This window comes from Guyparkeria sp. TX1 (assembly GCF_046523965.1).
Lineage (GTDB): Bacteria > Pseudomonadota > Gammaproteobacteria > Halothiobacillales > Halothiobacillaceae > Guyparkeria.
In genome coordinates this window covers 150,123-164,261 of the sequence record NZ_CP144142.1, presented here as the reverse complement: position 1 = coordinate 164,261, position 14,139 = coordinate 150,123, and the positions used below count along the sequence as shown (strand labels likewise).

The window sequence follows — 14,139 nt, the reverse complement described above, 5'->3', positions numbered from 1 at the left end:
TGAATGCCAAGGGGACGTTGATGAGCGAATCCACCGCAAAGAATCCGCCGGCCGACGGCCCGACGCACCAGCCGGGTTCGGTCGGGTTGGTCGAGCCGCAGACCGCGCACATCGACACGCCGCTGCTGCTCGACTGCGGTCGCCGGATCGAGGAATACGAACTGGTCTACGAGACCTACGGCAAGCTCAACGAGCGGGCCGACAATGCCGTGCTGATCTGCCACGCGCTGTCGGGTGACCATCACGCCGCCGGCCGGCACCGCCCCGAGGACCGCAAGCCGGGCTGGTGGGATACCGCCATCGGACCGGGCAAGCCGATCGATACCGACCGGTTCTTCGTCGTCTGCGTGAACAACCTGGGTGGCTGCAAGGGGTCGACCGGGCCGTTGTCGGAGAACCCGGAGACCGGACGACCCTACGGCCCGGACTTCCCCATCCTCACGGTGCGCGACTGGGTCAACAGCCAGCACGCGCTGATGCGCCGGCTCGGGATTTCCCGTTGGGCGGCGGTCGCCGGCGGCAGCCTCGGTGGCATGCAGGTGATGCAGTGGGCGATCAGCTACCCGGAGGCGGTTGCCCACGCGGTCGTGATCGCCGCGGCGCCGAAGCTCTCGGCGCAGAACATCGCCTTCAACGAGGTGGCGCGCCAGGCGATCATCACCGACCCGGATTTCCACGATGGGCGCTACGCCGAACACGGCGTGATCCCGCGACGTGGCCTGATGCTCGCCCGCATGCTGGGCCACATTACCTATCTCTCGGATGACGCCATGCGGGCCAAGTTCGGTCGCGAGCTGCGCTCGGGCAAGGTGCAGTACGGCTTCGACGTCGAGTTCCAGGTCGAGTCCTATCTGCGCTACCAGGGCACCAGCTTCGTCGACCGCTTCGATGCCAATACCTACCTGTTGATGACCAAGGCGCTGGACTATTTCGACCCGGCCGCCGAGGCCGATGACGACCTGGCCACCGCGCTCGCGCCGGCCACGGCCCGCTTCCTGGTGGTGTCGTTCACCTCCGACTGGCGTTTCTCGCCGGTGCGCTCGAAGGAAATCGTTCGGGCGCTGCTGGCCACGGGCAAGTCGGTCTCCTACGCCGAGGTCGAGGCGCACCAGGGACACGACGCGTTCCTGATGCCGATTCCCTACTACCACCAGGTGCTGCGCGGCTACTTCGACAATATTGCCCGCAACATGACTGAGGAGACAGGCGCATGAATCGCCCCGACTGGGATATCGTCACCGGCTGGATTGGCGAAGGGGCCCGTGTGCTCGACCTGGGTTGCGGCGACGGGGCGCTGTTGCGCCACCTTATTGCCGAGCGCTCGGTACGCGGGGTGGGCATGGAGGTCGACGACGAGCGGGTTGCCCGTGGCGTCGCGGCCGACCTGAACATCATTCAGGCGGATCTCGATGACGGCATACGCGACTGGTTTGGCGCACACAGCTTCGATTACGTGCTGGTCAGCCAGACCATCCAGGCCATTCGGCATCCCGAGCGCCTGCTCGGGGAAATGCTGGATATCGCCTCGGAGGGCATCGTCACCTTCCCCAACATGGGTTACTGGCGCAATCGCTGGCAATTGGGGGTGCAGGGCATGATGCCGACCACCAAGGCGCTGCCCAACCCCTGGTACAACACGCCCAATATTCACCTCTGCACCCTGCGCGACTTCGAGTCGCTCTGCGAGGGGTTGGGTATCGAGATCCTCGACCGGGCCGTGGTCGATCAAAATCGCCGCAGCTCACCACTGCTGCGCGCACTGCCCAACTGGTTCGGCGAGCACGCGATCTATCGCATCCGCAAACGAGTGGTCTGAGAGTCCCGGAGGAAGGTTCGAACCGCCCTGCCGCCTTTATTCCTTCACGGCGCGATGCACGGTGTAGGTCTTGCCCTGCTTGATCTTCTCGTAGTTGCCGAACTGCTCCTTCATCGTGCGCTTGAAGTACTCGCGCAGGCCGTTGATCGACACGAACCAGACCTCGCCGCCGCGGTTGAGGCCCCGCCAGGTGTCGAACAGCATGATCTGCCACATCTCCTTACCCACCTTGGCCGGCACGTTCGAGTAGAGCCGATCGAACCCCTCGCCATCCACCGCCGACAGGCCGTTGGACAACCGGGCCTCGGCGTTGGCCAGCCGATTGCGGCCCAGGTTGCCCTGGGCGTAGTCGACCGCGACGAAGTCCTTGTCCAGCAGGATCACCCGGCCGTCCGGGCAGGCCTTGGCCATGGTGGCCCCGATGGGGCCGTAGCCACAGCCCAGATCGACGATGGTGCTGCCGGCCGGCGGGATCGGGGTGTGTTCGAGCAGCAGGCGGGTGCCGGCGTCGATCTCGCGCGGGGAGAACAGCCCCCAGGTGGAATGCAGGGTCAGGCGCTGGCCGAGCAATTCGCAGTCGATAATCTGGTCGCGACGCAGGGCGGCGATGGTCTTGGCGTTGGGCGCTGGGCTCATGCGGTGTGATCGTTTGATGGGGTGAGATGGGATTAATGGGCGGTTCGGCAGGCCCGGCACAGGCCGCGCAGTTCGATTACCGCCGAGCGTGCGGCGAAGCCCGTCTGGTGGGCGAGTTCGTCGAGGGCGGCGCGCACGGCCGGGTTGTCTTCCTCAAGGATGTCGCCGCATTGATCGCAGATCAGCAGGATGGCCTGGTGCGGCTCCTGCGGGTGTTCGCAGCCGACGAAGGCGTTGAGGCTCTCGATGCGGTGGATCAGGCCCTGTTCGAGCAGGAAGTCGAGCGCCCGGTAGACCGTGGGCGGCTTGACCTGGTCGCCGTGCCTCGAGAGGCGTTCGATCAGGTCATAGGCCTTGGTGGCCTCGTGGCTGGACCAGACCTCACGCAGGACGTCGCGCCGAATCGGGGTCAGGCGGGCGCCGGAGCGCGCGCAGATCGCCTCGGCGCGGGCGAGGGCATCGTCGATGCACTGGTCGTGATTGGCGCAGGACATGAATTCGCCGCTATCCGGAAACTGATGAGGCATCATAGTGTAGTTGCCCGACATCGTGGACAGAAGTAAACCTGACGTCGGATCAACAATGTCGATCGCCACAACGTTGAAATTTCGAGGCACGGCGATCATTATTTAGAAACAGCTAATAAACTTGGCCTGCTCGCCCCCGGATCGGCCGCCTTGAAAGGCGGGTCCGGCGTGGGGGTTCCCCGATGGCGAAGGCGGGCACATTTGAGGAGAAGGCAATGGAATTCAAAGAGCAGTTCCTGGCAACGCGCCGTCGCTTTTTGCGCAACATCGGGGTCACCGCTGGTCTGGCCGCTGCGCCCCTGGCGTGGTCCTCGCGTGTGTTCGCCGAGGAAGAACTGGTGATCGAAGGGCCGCCGATGCCGGACATCCCGGCAACCGAGATCACCGAAAATGTCTACGTGATCGTCTCGCCCTGGGGTTTCCCCTCCGAGGAAAACCAGGGGATGATGAGCAATGTCACTTTCGCGATTACGGAAAAGGGCGTCGTGGTGATCGACAGCGGTGCATCGCTGCAGATCGGCCGGATGGCCTTGCGCCAGATCCGTGAAATTACTGAAAAGCCCATCGTGGCGGTCTTCAATACGCACTACCACGGCGACCACTGGCTGGGTAACCACGCCTTCGTCAACGAGAACCCGGACGTGCCGATCTACGCGCACGAAAAGACCGCTTCGGCCATCCGCAGCAACCAGGGCGATTTCTGGGTCAGCCTGATGGAGCGCTCCACGGGCAACGCGATCGAGGGCACCGTGGTGACCCCGCCGAACAAGGTGGTCGGCCACGGCGACGAACTCGACTTCGGCGATCTCACGATTCGCGTCCACTTCTACGGCACCGCTCACACCCCGTCGGACATCAGCCTTGAGCTGGTGGAGAAGAAGATCGTGCATGTCGGCGACATCGCGATGAACAATCGCATCGCCTTTATGGACGATGGCAGCTTCCTCGGGACGTTCAAGGCGTTCGACGGTCTTGAACAGAACGTGCCGGGCGCCTTCTGGATTCCGGCGCACGGTTTCCCGGCCAACGATCTGATCGAACACAACCGCATCTTCTTTCAGGGCATCTACGAGTCCGCCGAGAAGGCCGTCGAGGACATGGCCGGGCCGGATCAGGCCAAGGCATATGCACTGGAGGACGACCGAGTGCAGTACTACGCCCGCGTGACCAATGGCTTCGACGAGAACATCGGCAAGTACGCGTCCTTGGCGTTTCTCGAGGCCGAAGCGGCTGCCTTCTAGCGGGCCGCGGCCATGGCGGGGTGACTCGCCCATTAAAGGTTGATGTCGACAGGCCCGTCGGATCGGCGGGCCTTCAGGGAACGTTTTTTCAATCGCTGATTCCAGGAGGTCCAGCAGGGAATGTCTTGCCAAGTTCGGCCGTTATGGCCCCCCTTTATTGCCGGCATAGTGCTCGGCCTGGTCGTTTTGCTCACCTTCGTGCTGGTGGGCAACGGCATGGGCTCGTCCGGTGCCTTCGCCCGCGTGGCCACCGAGGTCGGCCTTCAGGTCGCGCCCGAGGCCACCCGTGAAAACGCCTACCTCGGTGGGATGGCCCAGGGCAATCCGCTCGCGGCATGGATCGTGGTTGCCGCCATCGGCACCCTGATCGGCGCCATCCTCGCGGCGGTCTCCTCCGGACGCTTCCGGGTCAAGGTTGATCGTGGCTCGGGTCGCATCGGGGTCGCGCCGCGTCTGTTGCTGGCCCTGGGTGGCGGCTTGCTGGCCGGGTTCGGTTCGCGGCTGGCGGCCGGCTGCACCAGCGGTGTCGGCCTGTCCAATACCGCCATGCTGGGCGTGGCTGGCTTCGTCTTCCTGATCGTGTTCTTCGTGGTCGGGATCCTGATCAGTCTGTTGATGCGGAGGGTTTGGTAATGGATTACGGCACCGCGGGTACCGCACTGGCCACCGGTCTGTTGTTCGGCTTCGTGCTCGAGCAGGCCGGCTTTGGCTCCCCCTGCAAACTCACCGCCCAGTTTCGCCTGACCGACTGGTCGGTATTCAAGGTCATGTTTTCGGCCATCATTGTTGCGGCGATCGGCATCCTGTTGCTGCAGGCGAACAACACCTTCGGCGCACAGGGTTTCTACGTCGCCGAAACGTATCTCTGGGGCACCGTGTTGGGTGCCGTGCTGATCGGCGCCGGTTTCGCCATTGGTGGCTACTGCCCCGGCACCTCCGTGGTCGGGCTCGGTAGTGGTCGGATCGACGGACTGGTGTTCATGCTCGGCATGGTTATCGGTGTCTGGGCCTTCGCCGGCGTTTACGACAGCGATTTCATTCAGGCCGCGGTCAACGGGGCGCAGGTATCGGCGCGCACCGTACCGGAATTGTTGGGCGTCTCGCCGTGGCTGGTGGTGGCGGCCATGCTGCTGGTACTGGCGGGCGGCTTCTTTGCTGGTCGTGCACTCGAGCAGCGCAGTCACGGTGTGTACACCGCCGAGGACATCACCGAAGGGCGTGCCCCTGACGAGAGTGATGAACTCGGTCGTGATCTGGGTCGCGAAGCCAGCGCCGCGCGGCGCACCGACAGCGATTGAGTCGGGGGCACCACGTGATTTTGCGGGATGGCTCCCCGGCTGCCCGCCCTTGTTAGAGGAGAGTGGATTAGATGGAATCGAAGAAAATCGCCCGACAAGCGCGTGCTCGCCGCGCGCTCAAGTTGTCCATGCCGGCCATGGCGTTCACCGTGGGCGCCTCGCTTGCGGCGACCACCATGTTGCCGCTATCGGCCGCCGCGCAGACCCGGGGCGGTAATCCCTGTGCCCCCTCCGCGCGTGGGGGCAACCCCTGCGCTCCGTCTTCCCGCGGTGGCAACCCCTGCGCACCTTCGGCTCGCGGCGATAATCCGTGTGCGCCCTCAGCCCGAGGTGGCAATCCTTGCGCTCCGGACGCTCGCGGCGGCAACCCCTGTGCGCCATCGGCTCGGGGCGGCAATCCCTGCGCTCCGGATGCGCGCGGCGGCAATCCGTGTGCGCCGTCGGCTCGGGGCGGCAACCCCTGTGCGCCCTCAGCCCGTGGTGGCAATCCTTGCGCCCCGTCGGGGCGTGGCGGCAATCCCTGCGCGCCGGGCGGTCAGTGACCGAGTGTCCCTCACGGGCTGAGTTGTCTGGATGAGTGACGCGCCTTTCCATGTCTTGCTCGACGATTGGCTCGACGCCGGTCTGGCGGCCAGTGATGAATGGCGCTCGATTCAGTCGGCGCTGACCGCCGACAACCAGACCGTTCTCACCGAATTGTTCCGGGATTACCCGGAAGAGGGCTTCGACTACTGGGCGCACTTTCCCCAGGATGACGCCCGGGATCCGGTCAGTGGGGCGCGTTTCTACTATCACGCGCATGACCCGGCCGAGTGGGCCTCCAACGAACACGGCCACTTCCACTTGTTCGTTGCCGACGAGGACGAGCCGGGATTCGCGCACGTGGTCGCGGTGTCGATGGACCGTCAGGGGAATGCGCAGCGCTTGTTTACGACCAATGGGTGGGTGACCGGTGAAACGGTCCGTCCCGCCGCGCAGTTGCTGGCGCAATTGCCCAACGGATTCGAGATCAACCGGGCGCGTCCATCGTGGCTGGTGGGGCGGTGGTTGACGTCCCTGGTGGCACTGCTGATGCCACAGATCCGCGAATTGCTCGAGGCGCGCGATCGTGCCTTGACGACCGATTCCGGCGGTTGGCCCGATCCGGAGGTGCTAGCCGATCGGGACCGGCATGTCCTGAGCGAGTGTCCGTTGGATATGGAGGCGGTGTTGGCCGATTGGTCACGGCGACTCGAGGCCATGCAAGCGCAACTGATTTCCCCGCCCGGTTGAGGGCGGCCTTTCCGGCGCCGGCTGGCGTCGTTTGTTGATGCACGAAGAAGGAGTTGAGTCATATGGATTTCAAGCGGTTTCTCGCAGTTCCTGCCGGGGCAGCTGCCCTGGCCATCGCGCAAGGGGCCTGGGCACTGGATGTGCCGGGTCCGGTGGTTGACCCGCAGTGGCTGAACGACAACCTTGAGCAGGTCACGGTTCTGCAGATTGCCGGGTCGGAAAAGGCGTTTGCCATGGCGCCGAAGTACGAGACCGTCAAGGGAAAGAAAGTTGTGTCCGTCGTTTCCGGTCACGTGCCGGGCGCCCGGTTCGTCGACTGGGGCAAGGTGCGCGTCGAGCGCATGGAAAACGGCAAGAAGGTCGGCAAGCTGATCCCCGAGAAGGCCGACTTCGAATCCTTCGTGCAGGCGTTGGGCGTGGACAAGGACGATACGGTGGTGATCGTGCCGCTGGGTCTGTCCGGCTCGGATTACACCAAGGCCACTCGCCTGTACTGGCAGATGAAGTACTTCGGTCATGACGACATGGCCGTACTGGACGGTGGTCTGGCCAACTGGCTGGCCGCAGGCTTTGACGCCGGTACCGGTCAGCCGGAGAAGATCGAGGCCGGTGACTGGGTGGCGACCGACGAGCGTGACGAGATCCTCGCCACGTATGCAGAGACGCGCCAGGCGGTGGATTCCAACGGCAAGGTCCAGCTGCTGGATGCCCGCCCGCCGAACCAGTACCTGGGCGTATTCAGCAAGTCCAAGACCGTGCCTGGCCACCTGCCTGGCGCCGATAACCTGCCGACCGACGTACTCGTGCGTGCCGATGGCGCCGCTGCCAATTTCCTGCCGGAATCCAGCTATCGCTCGATCATGGAATTCAAGGGCCTCGATCCGAGTGGCGCGGCGATCGCCTACTGCAACTCGGGCAACCTGGCCTCGGGTGTCTGGTTCGTAGCGAGCGAGATCATGGGTAACGATGATGTCGCCCTGTACGACGGCTCGATGAAGGAATACGGCATGTATGTCGATGACGGGGCCACTTCGGTCAACCCGGCGCAGCTCTACTGATCCGGCAATGCCTTCCGAACCTGACAACCCCGCCATCCGGCGGGGTTTTTTGTGCTGGGACCATGCCTGTCGAGAGACGGGACATCGACGCGCATGTGGGCGATACCGGCCGGCCCAGCGGGGACGAGATCGCTTTGCCGGGGTTCCCGCGGCAGGGGGCGAGATCTGCGTATACACTCGTGGAGGTCAACACGACATAGCAAGGAGGTCGGCTCTATGAGTACCTGGGTAGTGGTTGCCGATGAGGCTCGGGCGCGTTTTCTCGCGGTCCGTGACAACAGTGGGGCCTATCGCGGCAGTGAGGTGCATCCCTCCAGCCGTCCCGCGCCCAAGGGGGTGCTCGAGGAGGTGACCTCCTTGTCCAATTCCGCGGCCCGATTGTCGGACGCGGATCTGGAGACCGACCGGCCGGGTTCGACCACCGATCGCAAGGGCGATGCGATGCATGCCTATGAACCGGCCAACAGCGTGCGTGACGTGGAGGCCAAGCGCTTCGCTCGCGAGGTGGTCACCGAGCTCGATCAAGCGCTGCAGAAGGGGCGGATGGAGCGGTTCTACCTGATGGCCGCACCCGACTTTCTCGGCCTGTTGCGCGTGGAGATGGGCAAGGGGCTGCAGGATGCCCTGGTGGCCGATCAGCCCAAGGATTTCTCGGCCCGGTCGCCGGAGGAAATCCGCGCTGCCTTGCCGGAACGCCTATGAGTTCGATTCGCAGCGGTTTACAGACAACTTCCAGAACAAGGAGAGCGGTGCATGTTTCTCAAGCGCAAGGATAACGACGACATGATCGAGATCATCGATCTGGAAACGCTCGCTGATCCGGCCTTGCCGAGCGTGATGGGCCGACAGCACGCGGGCGAGGAGATGCAGGACGAGGAGAGCTTCGAGAAAGAGGATCTGGAGTTTCCGTCCGGCGAGCCATTGCCGCGCTGCTGGATCGACCTGCACTGGCGCGAAGACTGACGCGTTCGCCAACTACAAGGCAAGAAGGCCGCCGATCCTGGATCTGGCGGCCTTCGTCTTTTTGGAGCATCGGTTCGAGGGATGCCCGGTGGCGCTTCAGGGTAGTACCCAAAGCGTCAAAGACAGCAGCATGCTGGTAATCGCGCTGCCGATCACCGGCATCATCATGATGCCGGCAAGTGCCTCGCGGCGGGCAAGCTGCCAACCCGTCCAGATCAGCGTTGCCAGCCAGACGATCGCGAGCAGCAGGGCAATCAGGGACTGGCCGGCGCCGAGCAGGACCACGACGGCCAGCGGCAAGAGGAGCGAGGCCCACAGTCCGGCATGCTCGGCTCCCCGATGCGGAGTCGTGATCGACGCGGCGTAGGCAAAGGCCGCCCAGGCGAGCAGGAAGGCAAACCCCATGGCGCCGGTCAGAGGCGAGGCGGGCAGCGTGCGCGCACTCTCGGCACCGGGCGGATGGAGACCGGCGCCGAGCCACAGCAGCAGGACGGCCACGGTCAGGCTGGCGATCATCCACAGCGCAAGGGCGGGGCGGTTGACGGTCGGTTCGGTCATCGGGTGGGTCCTCGCGGTTCGGGTTGTCTGCGCCACGCCGTGTCAGCTTGGTCCCAAGCGGATTGGGTGGGCGGGGTAGCGCCAGCGTTCCGGTTGACGCCGCATGTCGTCAGTGAAGATAGCAGGGCGAACCACCCCCGGCAGTTGAACCGGTTCGGTGGCGCGCAAACTACATACGGTTGCGGTTGGCTCGACTATACTTTCAACCGGATGGCAAGGTTCGCTGTCCGTGCGACCCCGGCAATCGGGTATGAATGGAGGCTCGGGATGCACGTTCTGATCACTGGCGGCGCCGGTTTTATCGGCTCGCATCTGGTGGACCATCACCTCGCCAAAGGTGATCTGGTCCATGTTGTCGATAATCTCAGCACCGGGTCCCGCGACAACCTCGCGCTGCACCTCGATTCCCCGAACTTCCGTTTTACCGAGGCCGATATCGTCACCTGGCCCGGGTTGGGCGAGGCGGTTGGCTGGGCCGATCGGGTCTACCACATGGCCGCCGTGGTCGGGGTTTTCCGGGTGCTCGAACAGCCTATCGGCGTGATGGCAACCAACATCGCGGGCTGCGAACGCCTGCTACGTGCCGTCGATCGCTGCGGTTGGAAGCCGCAGGTGCTGGTGGCCTCGAGCTCCGAGGTCTACGGCCCCCGTATCGACCCACGGCTCTCCGAGGACATGGACCTGATCATCCAGCCGGAGGCGCCGCCACGCTGGAACTACGCCATCAGCAAGCTTGCCGACGAGGCGTTCGCGCTGTCCTACGCGCGTGTGAAGGACATCCCGGTGACGGTGGTCCGGCTGTTCAATACCGTCGGGCCTCGGCAGACCGGCCGCTACGGGATGGTGGTGCCGCGGTTTGTCTCGCAGGCCGTGTCCGGCCAGCCCCTGACGGTCTTCGGCGACGGGGAGCAGAGCCGTGCATTCACCGATGTGCGCGACACCGTCGTGATGCTCGACCAGTTGGCCGGGCAGGCGAACACCCAAGGGTTGATCGTCAATGTCGGCGGGGAGCACGAGCTGTCCATGAATGCCCTGGCGGATCGCGTGATCGAGCGCGCCGGCTCGAGCTCGGGCATCGAGCGCCTTCCGTACGAGGTGGCCTACGGGCAGGAATACGTGGACATCCCGCATCGCTGCCCGGACGTGACGCGACTGCATGGGCTAATTGATTACCGTCCGCAATGGACATTGGATGCCACCCTGGATGATCTGATCGCCCGGGTGCGACAAGCTGAAGGCTCCTGAGGAGGGCGCATGGCAACCACTCCCTACTTCGTTCTGAGTCCGAGCGCGGTTCTGAGTATCATCGGTCTGCTTCGCGGACCGGACAAGACCGATCCCAATCCCGCCGAGGACTGGCGCGATGCGGTGGTCGATGCGGTCATCCCGGCCCTCAATGAGCAAGCCAATGTGGTGCTTGCACTCGAGTCGCTGCGACGGCAAACGAAGCAGCCGCGGAATATCATCCTGGTCGATGATGGCAGCTCGGACCGGACCATCGAGTATGCGCGGGCCTTCGCCGAGCATCACGCAATGCCGTTGACGGTCATCCAGCGCCACCATCCGATCGGCAAGACCCCGACGATCAAGCGCCAGTCGCGCGAGTACGACGCGGATGTCGAATTCATCCTCGACGCCGACACCTATCTGGATTCGGACAACTACATAGCTCGTGCCGTCGAGGAGCTCTACAAGGGCGTCGGAATCGCCAGCGCCTGTGGGGTGATCTTGCCCACGCGCGAGAAGGACCGGCGACGGCGCATCGAAGAGCCGGCGATCAGGGCATTTCTCGAGGCGCACGAGGATTTAGATCTGTATCAGCCCCAGGGCGGGTGGTGGCACCGACTGAACCGCAATCTGACGGCCCTCTATCGCCAGCAGCTCTATGCCTTCCTGCAGCGGTTTGTCTATGTCGGTCAGATGGAGTTCTTCGGCAGCATCACCAACCCGGTGGGTTGTGCCGTTGCCTATCGACGCAAGTACATCAAGGACCTCTTCGACAAGTACGAGCCGGTGCTGGGCGATGACCTGACCAATTCCGAGGACATCTTCATTGGCTTTGCCCTCATGAACGAGGGCTATCGCAACATCCAGTTGCAGGACGTTAAGGCCCATTCGTTGGAGCCGGAGATGCGCAATCTGCCGCGGCAGATTTACATGTGGTCGTCGTCGTTTCTGCAAAGCTGCTACTACTTCGACGGCCTGCTCGGCAGTCCGTTCAAACTGCTACGCCGCATGCGGCACCGCTACCGGGAAAAGCACGATCCGGACATGAAGGAACTGGTGGCTCGTCGCCAGATCCGCGAGGCCTATCGCCAGCCGTTCGGCGTGGCCCATACCGAACGCGAGGGGCGTCCCGCCGGCTGGATCCCGTTCCTTGCCGCCTTCGAGAAGATCGCGTTCCCGACGGCACTGCTGATCATGCTCTTGCTGAAATTGTGGGAGCCTCTGATCGTCACCCTGATCGCGGAGATGGCCATCGCGGTGGGGATTCTGACCGCCATCTCGAAGGGGCGGCGCGTCAAGGCATTCATTCAGGGCATCCTGCTGACCCCGATCCGCTACGCGAGCCTCTTGTACGACCTGGTCACGATCGGGCGCTTCGCCACGGATCTCTGGATTACGGGGAACAGAAAATGGCGCAAATGACACCTTTCCCCCGCCAGTCCCGTTTCTCGGTAAGGCTGGCGGGACATCTGGCAGCAGCCACCCTGGGCGCGATTATCGTCCTTGGTCCGCAGGCGACATGGGCTCAGGCTGTGCCCGATGCCGCCATCAGTGCCGAAATGCGTGAGGACTGGGGGGCGGCGGCCGAGATCTATCGACGCACGCTGGAGACCGATCCCGAGCGAGTCGACCTATGGCGACGCCTGTCTGATGTGCTGGCACGTGACGGCCAAGCGCAGGCGGCGGCCGAGGCCCTGGACGAGGCGGTGGCGGTTGAGCCTGAGGAGCCCGACCTTCGATTGGCCGCGAGCGCGGCCTGGGCACAGGCCGACCGACCGGAGCAAGCGCTCGAACACTGCCTCGCCGCTGCCGACCTGTCCCCCGAGGATGTCGCCATCCTGCGGACCTGTGCCCGCCAGGCCAACTGGGCCGGAGATACGGCGGCCGTCGCGGAGATTTACCGCCGGGTCCATGCCATCACGGGTGAGTCGTCGGACCTGAAGGCCTACGCCCGAGCACTCGGCGGAATGGGCGAACTCGACGAGTCGGTGGCGCTGTATCGGGACTATCTCGCCTCGCATCCTGACGATGCCGAGGCACTGCTCGATTACGCCACGGTGGAAACCTGGCGCGGTAATTATGCCGTTGCCGCCGAGGCGTTGAACCACTATCACGACGTGCATGGCGAGGACGACGACTGGGCCGCCCGGCGCGCCCGCTTGTTGGCCTGGGCGTATCGCCCGACCGAGGCGCGTGAGCTGAACGATGAGCTGCTTGTCGCGAACCCCGACGACTATGAGCATCTCTACACCCGCATGCTGATCCTGCGCGGCGAGCCGCGCCACAGCGAGGCCATTGCCGCCCTCGAGCCGCTCAAACGCCTGCGCCCGGAGTCCAAGGACACGCTCGACGCGATCCGAAGCACGCACGCCTTCCTGCGTTCCAACGTGGGCATCGAGGCCGCCTGGCGGGACGACGCCGACGACATCAGCCTGCGTCGACTCGCGGTCACGGGGCGTTGGTCATTGACCCCGGAAACCTACCTCTACGGTCGTGCCGAGCACCGTGATATCCGCGCGAAGGCAGGCAGCCCGTTCGTCGGGGTGGAAGGCGATACCTCGATCGACATCGAACAGGCCTGGGTGGGTGCGCGCCACCGCTTCAGCCCGTTGCTCGAGATCGGGGCGGACGTCGGTGCGGCCAGTATCGACGGCGGGGGTGGTGACTTGGGTCTCTACGGGTTGTATGCCGACCTGCGCCCGCTGGATAACCTCTGGGTCGATCTCTCAGCCACCCGTCGCGTCTGGGACATCTCGCCCAGGTCCGCCTCGATGGGTCTGGCGATGCGGGATCATCGCGCTCGCATTCAGTGGCAGCCGACATTGCGTCATTTCGTCAATGCCGAAGTGGCCCATGGCCGACTCAATGACGGCAATCGGCGCAACGAGCTGTTCGTCAACCCATACCGGGCCATGCTCAGAACCGAGCGCCTCAACCTCGATCTGGGTGTCTCGGCGCACTGGCAGGACTACGACAAGGATCTCGACAACGGCTACTACGACCCGTCCAACTACCGTCGCTTTGCGCTTACGGTGGTGGGTTACTGGAAGTTCTCCGACGACGACGGGTTGAACGTCTCGCTCAGCCCGGGGTGGCACACCGACGACAGCCTGTCGGATTACGAGTTCGGTACCGACGTCTCCGTGGAGCTGATCAACGGCATCTACCGCGACTGGTACAGCCGCCTGAGCGTTTCCTACAGCGACCGCTCGCAGACCACCGGTCGTTATGACGCCTATTCGATCAACTGGGGACTCGTGCGCCGCTTCTGATGCCGTTGCCAGCCCCCGGGCTGGCCCTTCTCCGGGTGAAGGCAAGTCCCTGGTCTGGTAGAGTCGCGGCCTTGTCTGCAGGACTGCGCCGCCCTCCGATCCGACCGCGAGGGCGTTCCCGCCGTTCGTCCGACTCGTCCTTACGAACCCGATTGCGCCACGGAATGGTCATCTGCTGCCCGGTCTGTCGGGCGGTCAGTGTCCCGTCGATGGCGGAACCAGGGCATCGTGTCGTCATCGCGAAAGATGAACCGGGCGAGCCTGGCGGAGT

15 protein-coding genes are annotated in these 14,139 nt (G+C 64.3%); 12 read left to right on the top strand and 3 right to left on the bottom strand.

Going from position 1 to position 14,139, the window contains the following annotated elements; all coding sequences use genetic code 11:
* The first annotated feature begins 20 nt into the window (after positions 1-20).
* Positions 21-1,214 carry a homoserine O-acetyltransferase gene (locus VWP12_RS00765; protein WP_410474212.1) on the top strand — a complete coding sequence of 398 codons (1,194 nt, stop codon included), beginning with the start codon at positions 21-23 and terminating at the stop codon, positions 1,212-1,214.
* Positions 1,211-1,816 (top strand): methionine biosynthesis protein MetW, encoded by a 606-nt coding sequence (gene metW / locus VWP12_RS00760; RefSeq protein ID WP_410276672.1) that lies wholly within the window; start codon positions 1,211-1,213, stop codon positions 1,814-1,816. The genes VWP12_RS00765 and metW overlap by 4 nt, the downstream gene beginning before the upstream one ends.
* Positions 1,817-1,852: 36 nt before the next feature.
* On the opposite strand, the gene VWP12_RS00755 is transcribed toward metW, so the two are convergent.
* Both VWP12_RS00755 and VWP12_RS00750 read right to left on the bottom strand, forming a co-directional pair.
* Positions 1,853-2,452 (bottom strand): class I SAM-dependent methyltransferase, encoded by a 600-nt coding sequence (locus tag VWP12_RS00755; RefSeq protein ID WP_410474211.1) that lies wholly within the window; start codon positions 2,450-2,452, stop codon positions 1,853-1,855.
* A gap of 32 nt (positions 2,453-2,484) precedes the next feature.
* Positions 2,485-2,946 carry a transcriptional repressor gene (locus VWP12_RS00750; protein WP_410474210.1) on the bottom strand — a complete coding sequence of 154 codons (462 nt, stop codon included), beginning with the start codon at positions 2,944-2,946 and terminating at the stop codon, positions 2,485-2,487.
* Positions 2,947-3,194: 248 nt separating this feature from the next.
* On the opposite strand from VWP12_RS00750, the gene VWP12_RS00745 reads away from it, so the two are divergent.
* The 7 genes from VWP12_RS00745 to VWP12_RS00715 all read left to right on the top strand — a co-directional run bounded on the left by VWP12_RS00745 (position 3,195) and on the right by VWP12_RS00715 (position 8,811).
* Positions 3,195-4,220, top strand: a complete 1,026-nt coding sequence (locus tag VWP12_RS00745; RefSeq protein ID WP_125199767.1) for an MBL fold metallo-hydrolase — start codon at positions 3,195-3,197, stop codon at positions 4,218-4,220.
* Between the two features lie 120 nt (positions 4,221-4,340).
* Positions 4,341-4,853 (top strand): YeeE/YedE thiosulfate transporter family protein, encoded by a 513-nt coding sequence (locus VWP12_RS00740; RefSeq protein ID WP_322521093.1) that lies wholly within the window; start codon positions 4,341-4,343, stop codon positions 4,851-4,853.
* Positions 4,853-5,518 (top strand): DUF6691 family protein, encoded by a 666-nt coding sequence (locus VWP12_RS00735; RefSeq protein WP_410474209.1) that lies wholly within the window; start codon positions 4,853-4,855, stop codon positions 5,516-5,518. The genes VWP12_RS00740 and VWP12_RS00735 overlap by 1 nt, the downstream gene beginning before the upstream one ends.
* 573 nt (positions 5,519-6,091) lie before the next feature.
* Positions 6,092-6,790, top strand: coding sequence for a DUF6969 family protein (locus tag VWP12_RS00730; protein ID WP_410474208.1), 699 nt, complete (start codon positions 6,092-6,094; stop codon positions 6,788-6,790).
* A 62-nt stretch (positions 6,791-6,852) separates the two neighbouring features.
* Positions 6,853-7,848 (top strand): sulfurtransferase, encoded by a 996-nt coding sequence (locus VWP12_RS00725; RefSeq protein ID WP_410474207.1) that lies wholly within the window; start codon positions 6,853-6,855, stop codon positions 7,846-7,848.
* 216 nt (positions 7,849-8,064) lie between these two features.
* Positions 8,065-8,550, top strand: coding sequence for a host attachment protein (locus tag VWP12_RS00720; protein WP_410474206.1), 486 nt, complete (start codon positions 8,065-8,067; stop codon positions 8,548-8,550).
* A 51-nt stretch (positions 8,551-8,601) separates the two neighbouring features.
* A complete protein-coding gene (locus VWP12_RS00715) occupies positions 8,602-8,811 on the top strand; it encodes an acetyltransferase (protein ID WP_125199774.1) in 210 nt (69 codons plus the stop codon).
* A 96-nt stretch (positions 8,812-8,907) separates the two neighbouring features.
* Here VWP12_RS00715 and VWP12_RS00710 read toward each other — a convergent pair whose 3' ends face one another.
* Complete coding sequence (locus VWP12_RS00710; RefSeq protein ID WP_410474205.1) at positions 8,908-9,369, bottom strand: hypothetical protein; 462 nt, start codon at positions 9,367-9,369, stop codon at positions 8,908-8,910.
* 267 nt (positions 9,370-9,636) lie between these two features.
* Between VWP12_RS00710 and VWP12_RS00705 the strand changes: the two genes are divergently transcribed.
* The 3 genes from VWP12_RS00705 to VWP12_RS00695 are packed head-to-tail and all read left to right on the top strand — an operon-like array spanning position 9,637 to position 13,868.
* A complete protein-coding gene (locus VWP12_RS00705; protein ID WP_410474204.1) occupies positions 9,637-10,614 on the top strand; it encodes an NAD-dependent epimerase/dehydratase family protein in 978 nt (325 codons plus the stop codon).
* Between the two features lie 9 nt (positions 10,615-10,623).
* Entirely contained in the window at positions 10,624-12,018 is a 1,395-nt protein-coding gene (locus VWP12_RS00700) for a glycosyltransferase (RefSeq protein WP_410474203.1), read from the top strand.
* A complete protein-coding gene (locus tag VWP12_RS00695; RefSeq protein ID WP_410474202.1) occupies positions 12,015-13,868 on the top strand; it encodes a tetratricopeptide repeat protein in 1,854 nt (617 codons plus the stop codon). The genes VWP12_RS00700 and VWP12_RS00695 overlap by 4 nt, the downstream gene beginning before the upstream one ends.
* Positions 13,869-14,139 lie beyond the last annotated feature (271 nt).

What these genes read in the sequence shown, in the direction of transcription:
- VWP12_RS00765 (WP_410474212.1), top strand. Translation starts at nt 21, where the DNA reads ATGAGCGAATCCACCGCAAAGAATCCGCCGGCCGACGGCCCGACGCAC.
- metW (WP_410276672.1), top strand. Translation starts at nt 1,211, where the DNA reads ATGAATCGCCCCGACTGGGATATCGTCACCGGCTGGATTGGCGAAGGG.
- VWP12_RS00700 (WP_410474203.1), top strand. Translation starts at nt 10,624, where the DNA reads ATGGCAACCACTCCCTACTTCGTTCTGAGTCCGAGCGCGGTTCTGAGT.
- VWP12_RS00730 (WP_410474208.1), top strand. Translation starts at nt 6,092, where the DNA reads ATGAGTGACGCGCCTTTCCATGTCTTGCTCGACGATTGGCTCGACGCC.
- VWP12_RS00755 (WP_410474211.1), bottom strand. Translation starts at nt 2,452, where the DNA reads ATGAGCCCAGCGCCCAACGCCAAGACCATCGCCGCCCTGCGTCGCGAC.
- VWP12_RS00725 (WP_410474207.1), top strand. Translation starts at nt 6,853, where the DNA reads ATGGATTTCAAGCGGTTTCTCGCAGTTCCTGCCGGGGCAGCTGCCCTG.
- VWP12_RS00715 (WP_125199774.1), top strand. Translation starts at nt 8,602, where the DNA reads ATGTTTCTCAAGCGCAAGGATAACGACGACATGATCGAGATCATCGAT.
- VWP12_RS00710 (WP_410474205.1), bottom strand. Translation starts at nt 9,369, where the DNA reads ATGACCGAACCGACCGTCAACCGCCCCGCCCTTGCGCTGTGGATGATC.
- VWP12_RS00740 (WP_322521093.1), top strand. Translation starts at nt 4,341, where the DNA reads ATGTCTTGCCAAGTTCGGCCGTTATGGCCCCCCTTTATTGCCGGCATA.
- VWP12_RS00750 (WP_410474210.1), bottom strand. Translation starts at nt 2,946, where the DNA reads ATGTCCTGCGCCAATCACGACCAGTGCATCGACGATGCCCTCGCCCGC.
- VWP12_RS00720 (WP_410474206.1), top strand. Translation starts at nt 8,065, where the DNA reads ATGAGTACCTGGGTAGTGGTTGCCGATGAGGCTCGGGCGCGTTTTCTC.
- VWP12_RS00735 (WP_410474209.1), top strand. Translation starts at nt 4,853, where the DNA reads ATGGATTACGGCACCGCGGGTACCGCACTGGCCACCGGTCTGTTGTTC.
- VWP12_RS00745 (WP_125199767.1), top strand. Translation starts at nt 3,195, where the DNA reads ATGGAATTCAAAGAGCAGTTCCTGGCAACGCGCCGTCGCTTTTTGCGC.
- VWP12_RS00705 (WP_410474204.1), top strand. Translation starts at nt 9,637, where the DNA reads ATGCACGTTCTGATCACTGGCGGCGCCGGTTTTATCGGCTCGCATCTG.
- VWP12_RS00695 (WP_410474202.1), top strand. Translation starts at nt 12,015, where the DNA reads ATGACACCTTTCCCCCGCCAGTCCCGTTTCTCGGTAAGGCTGGCGGGA.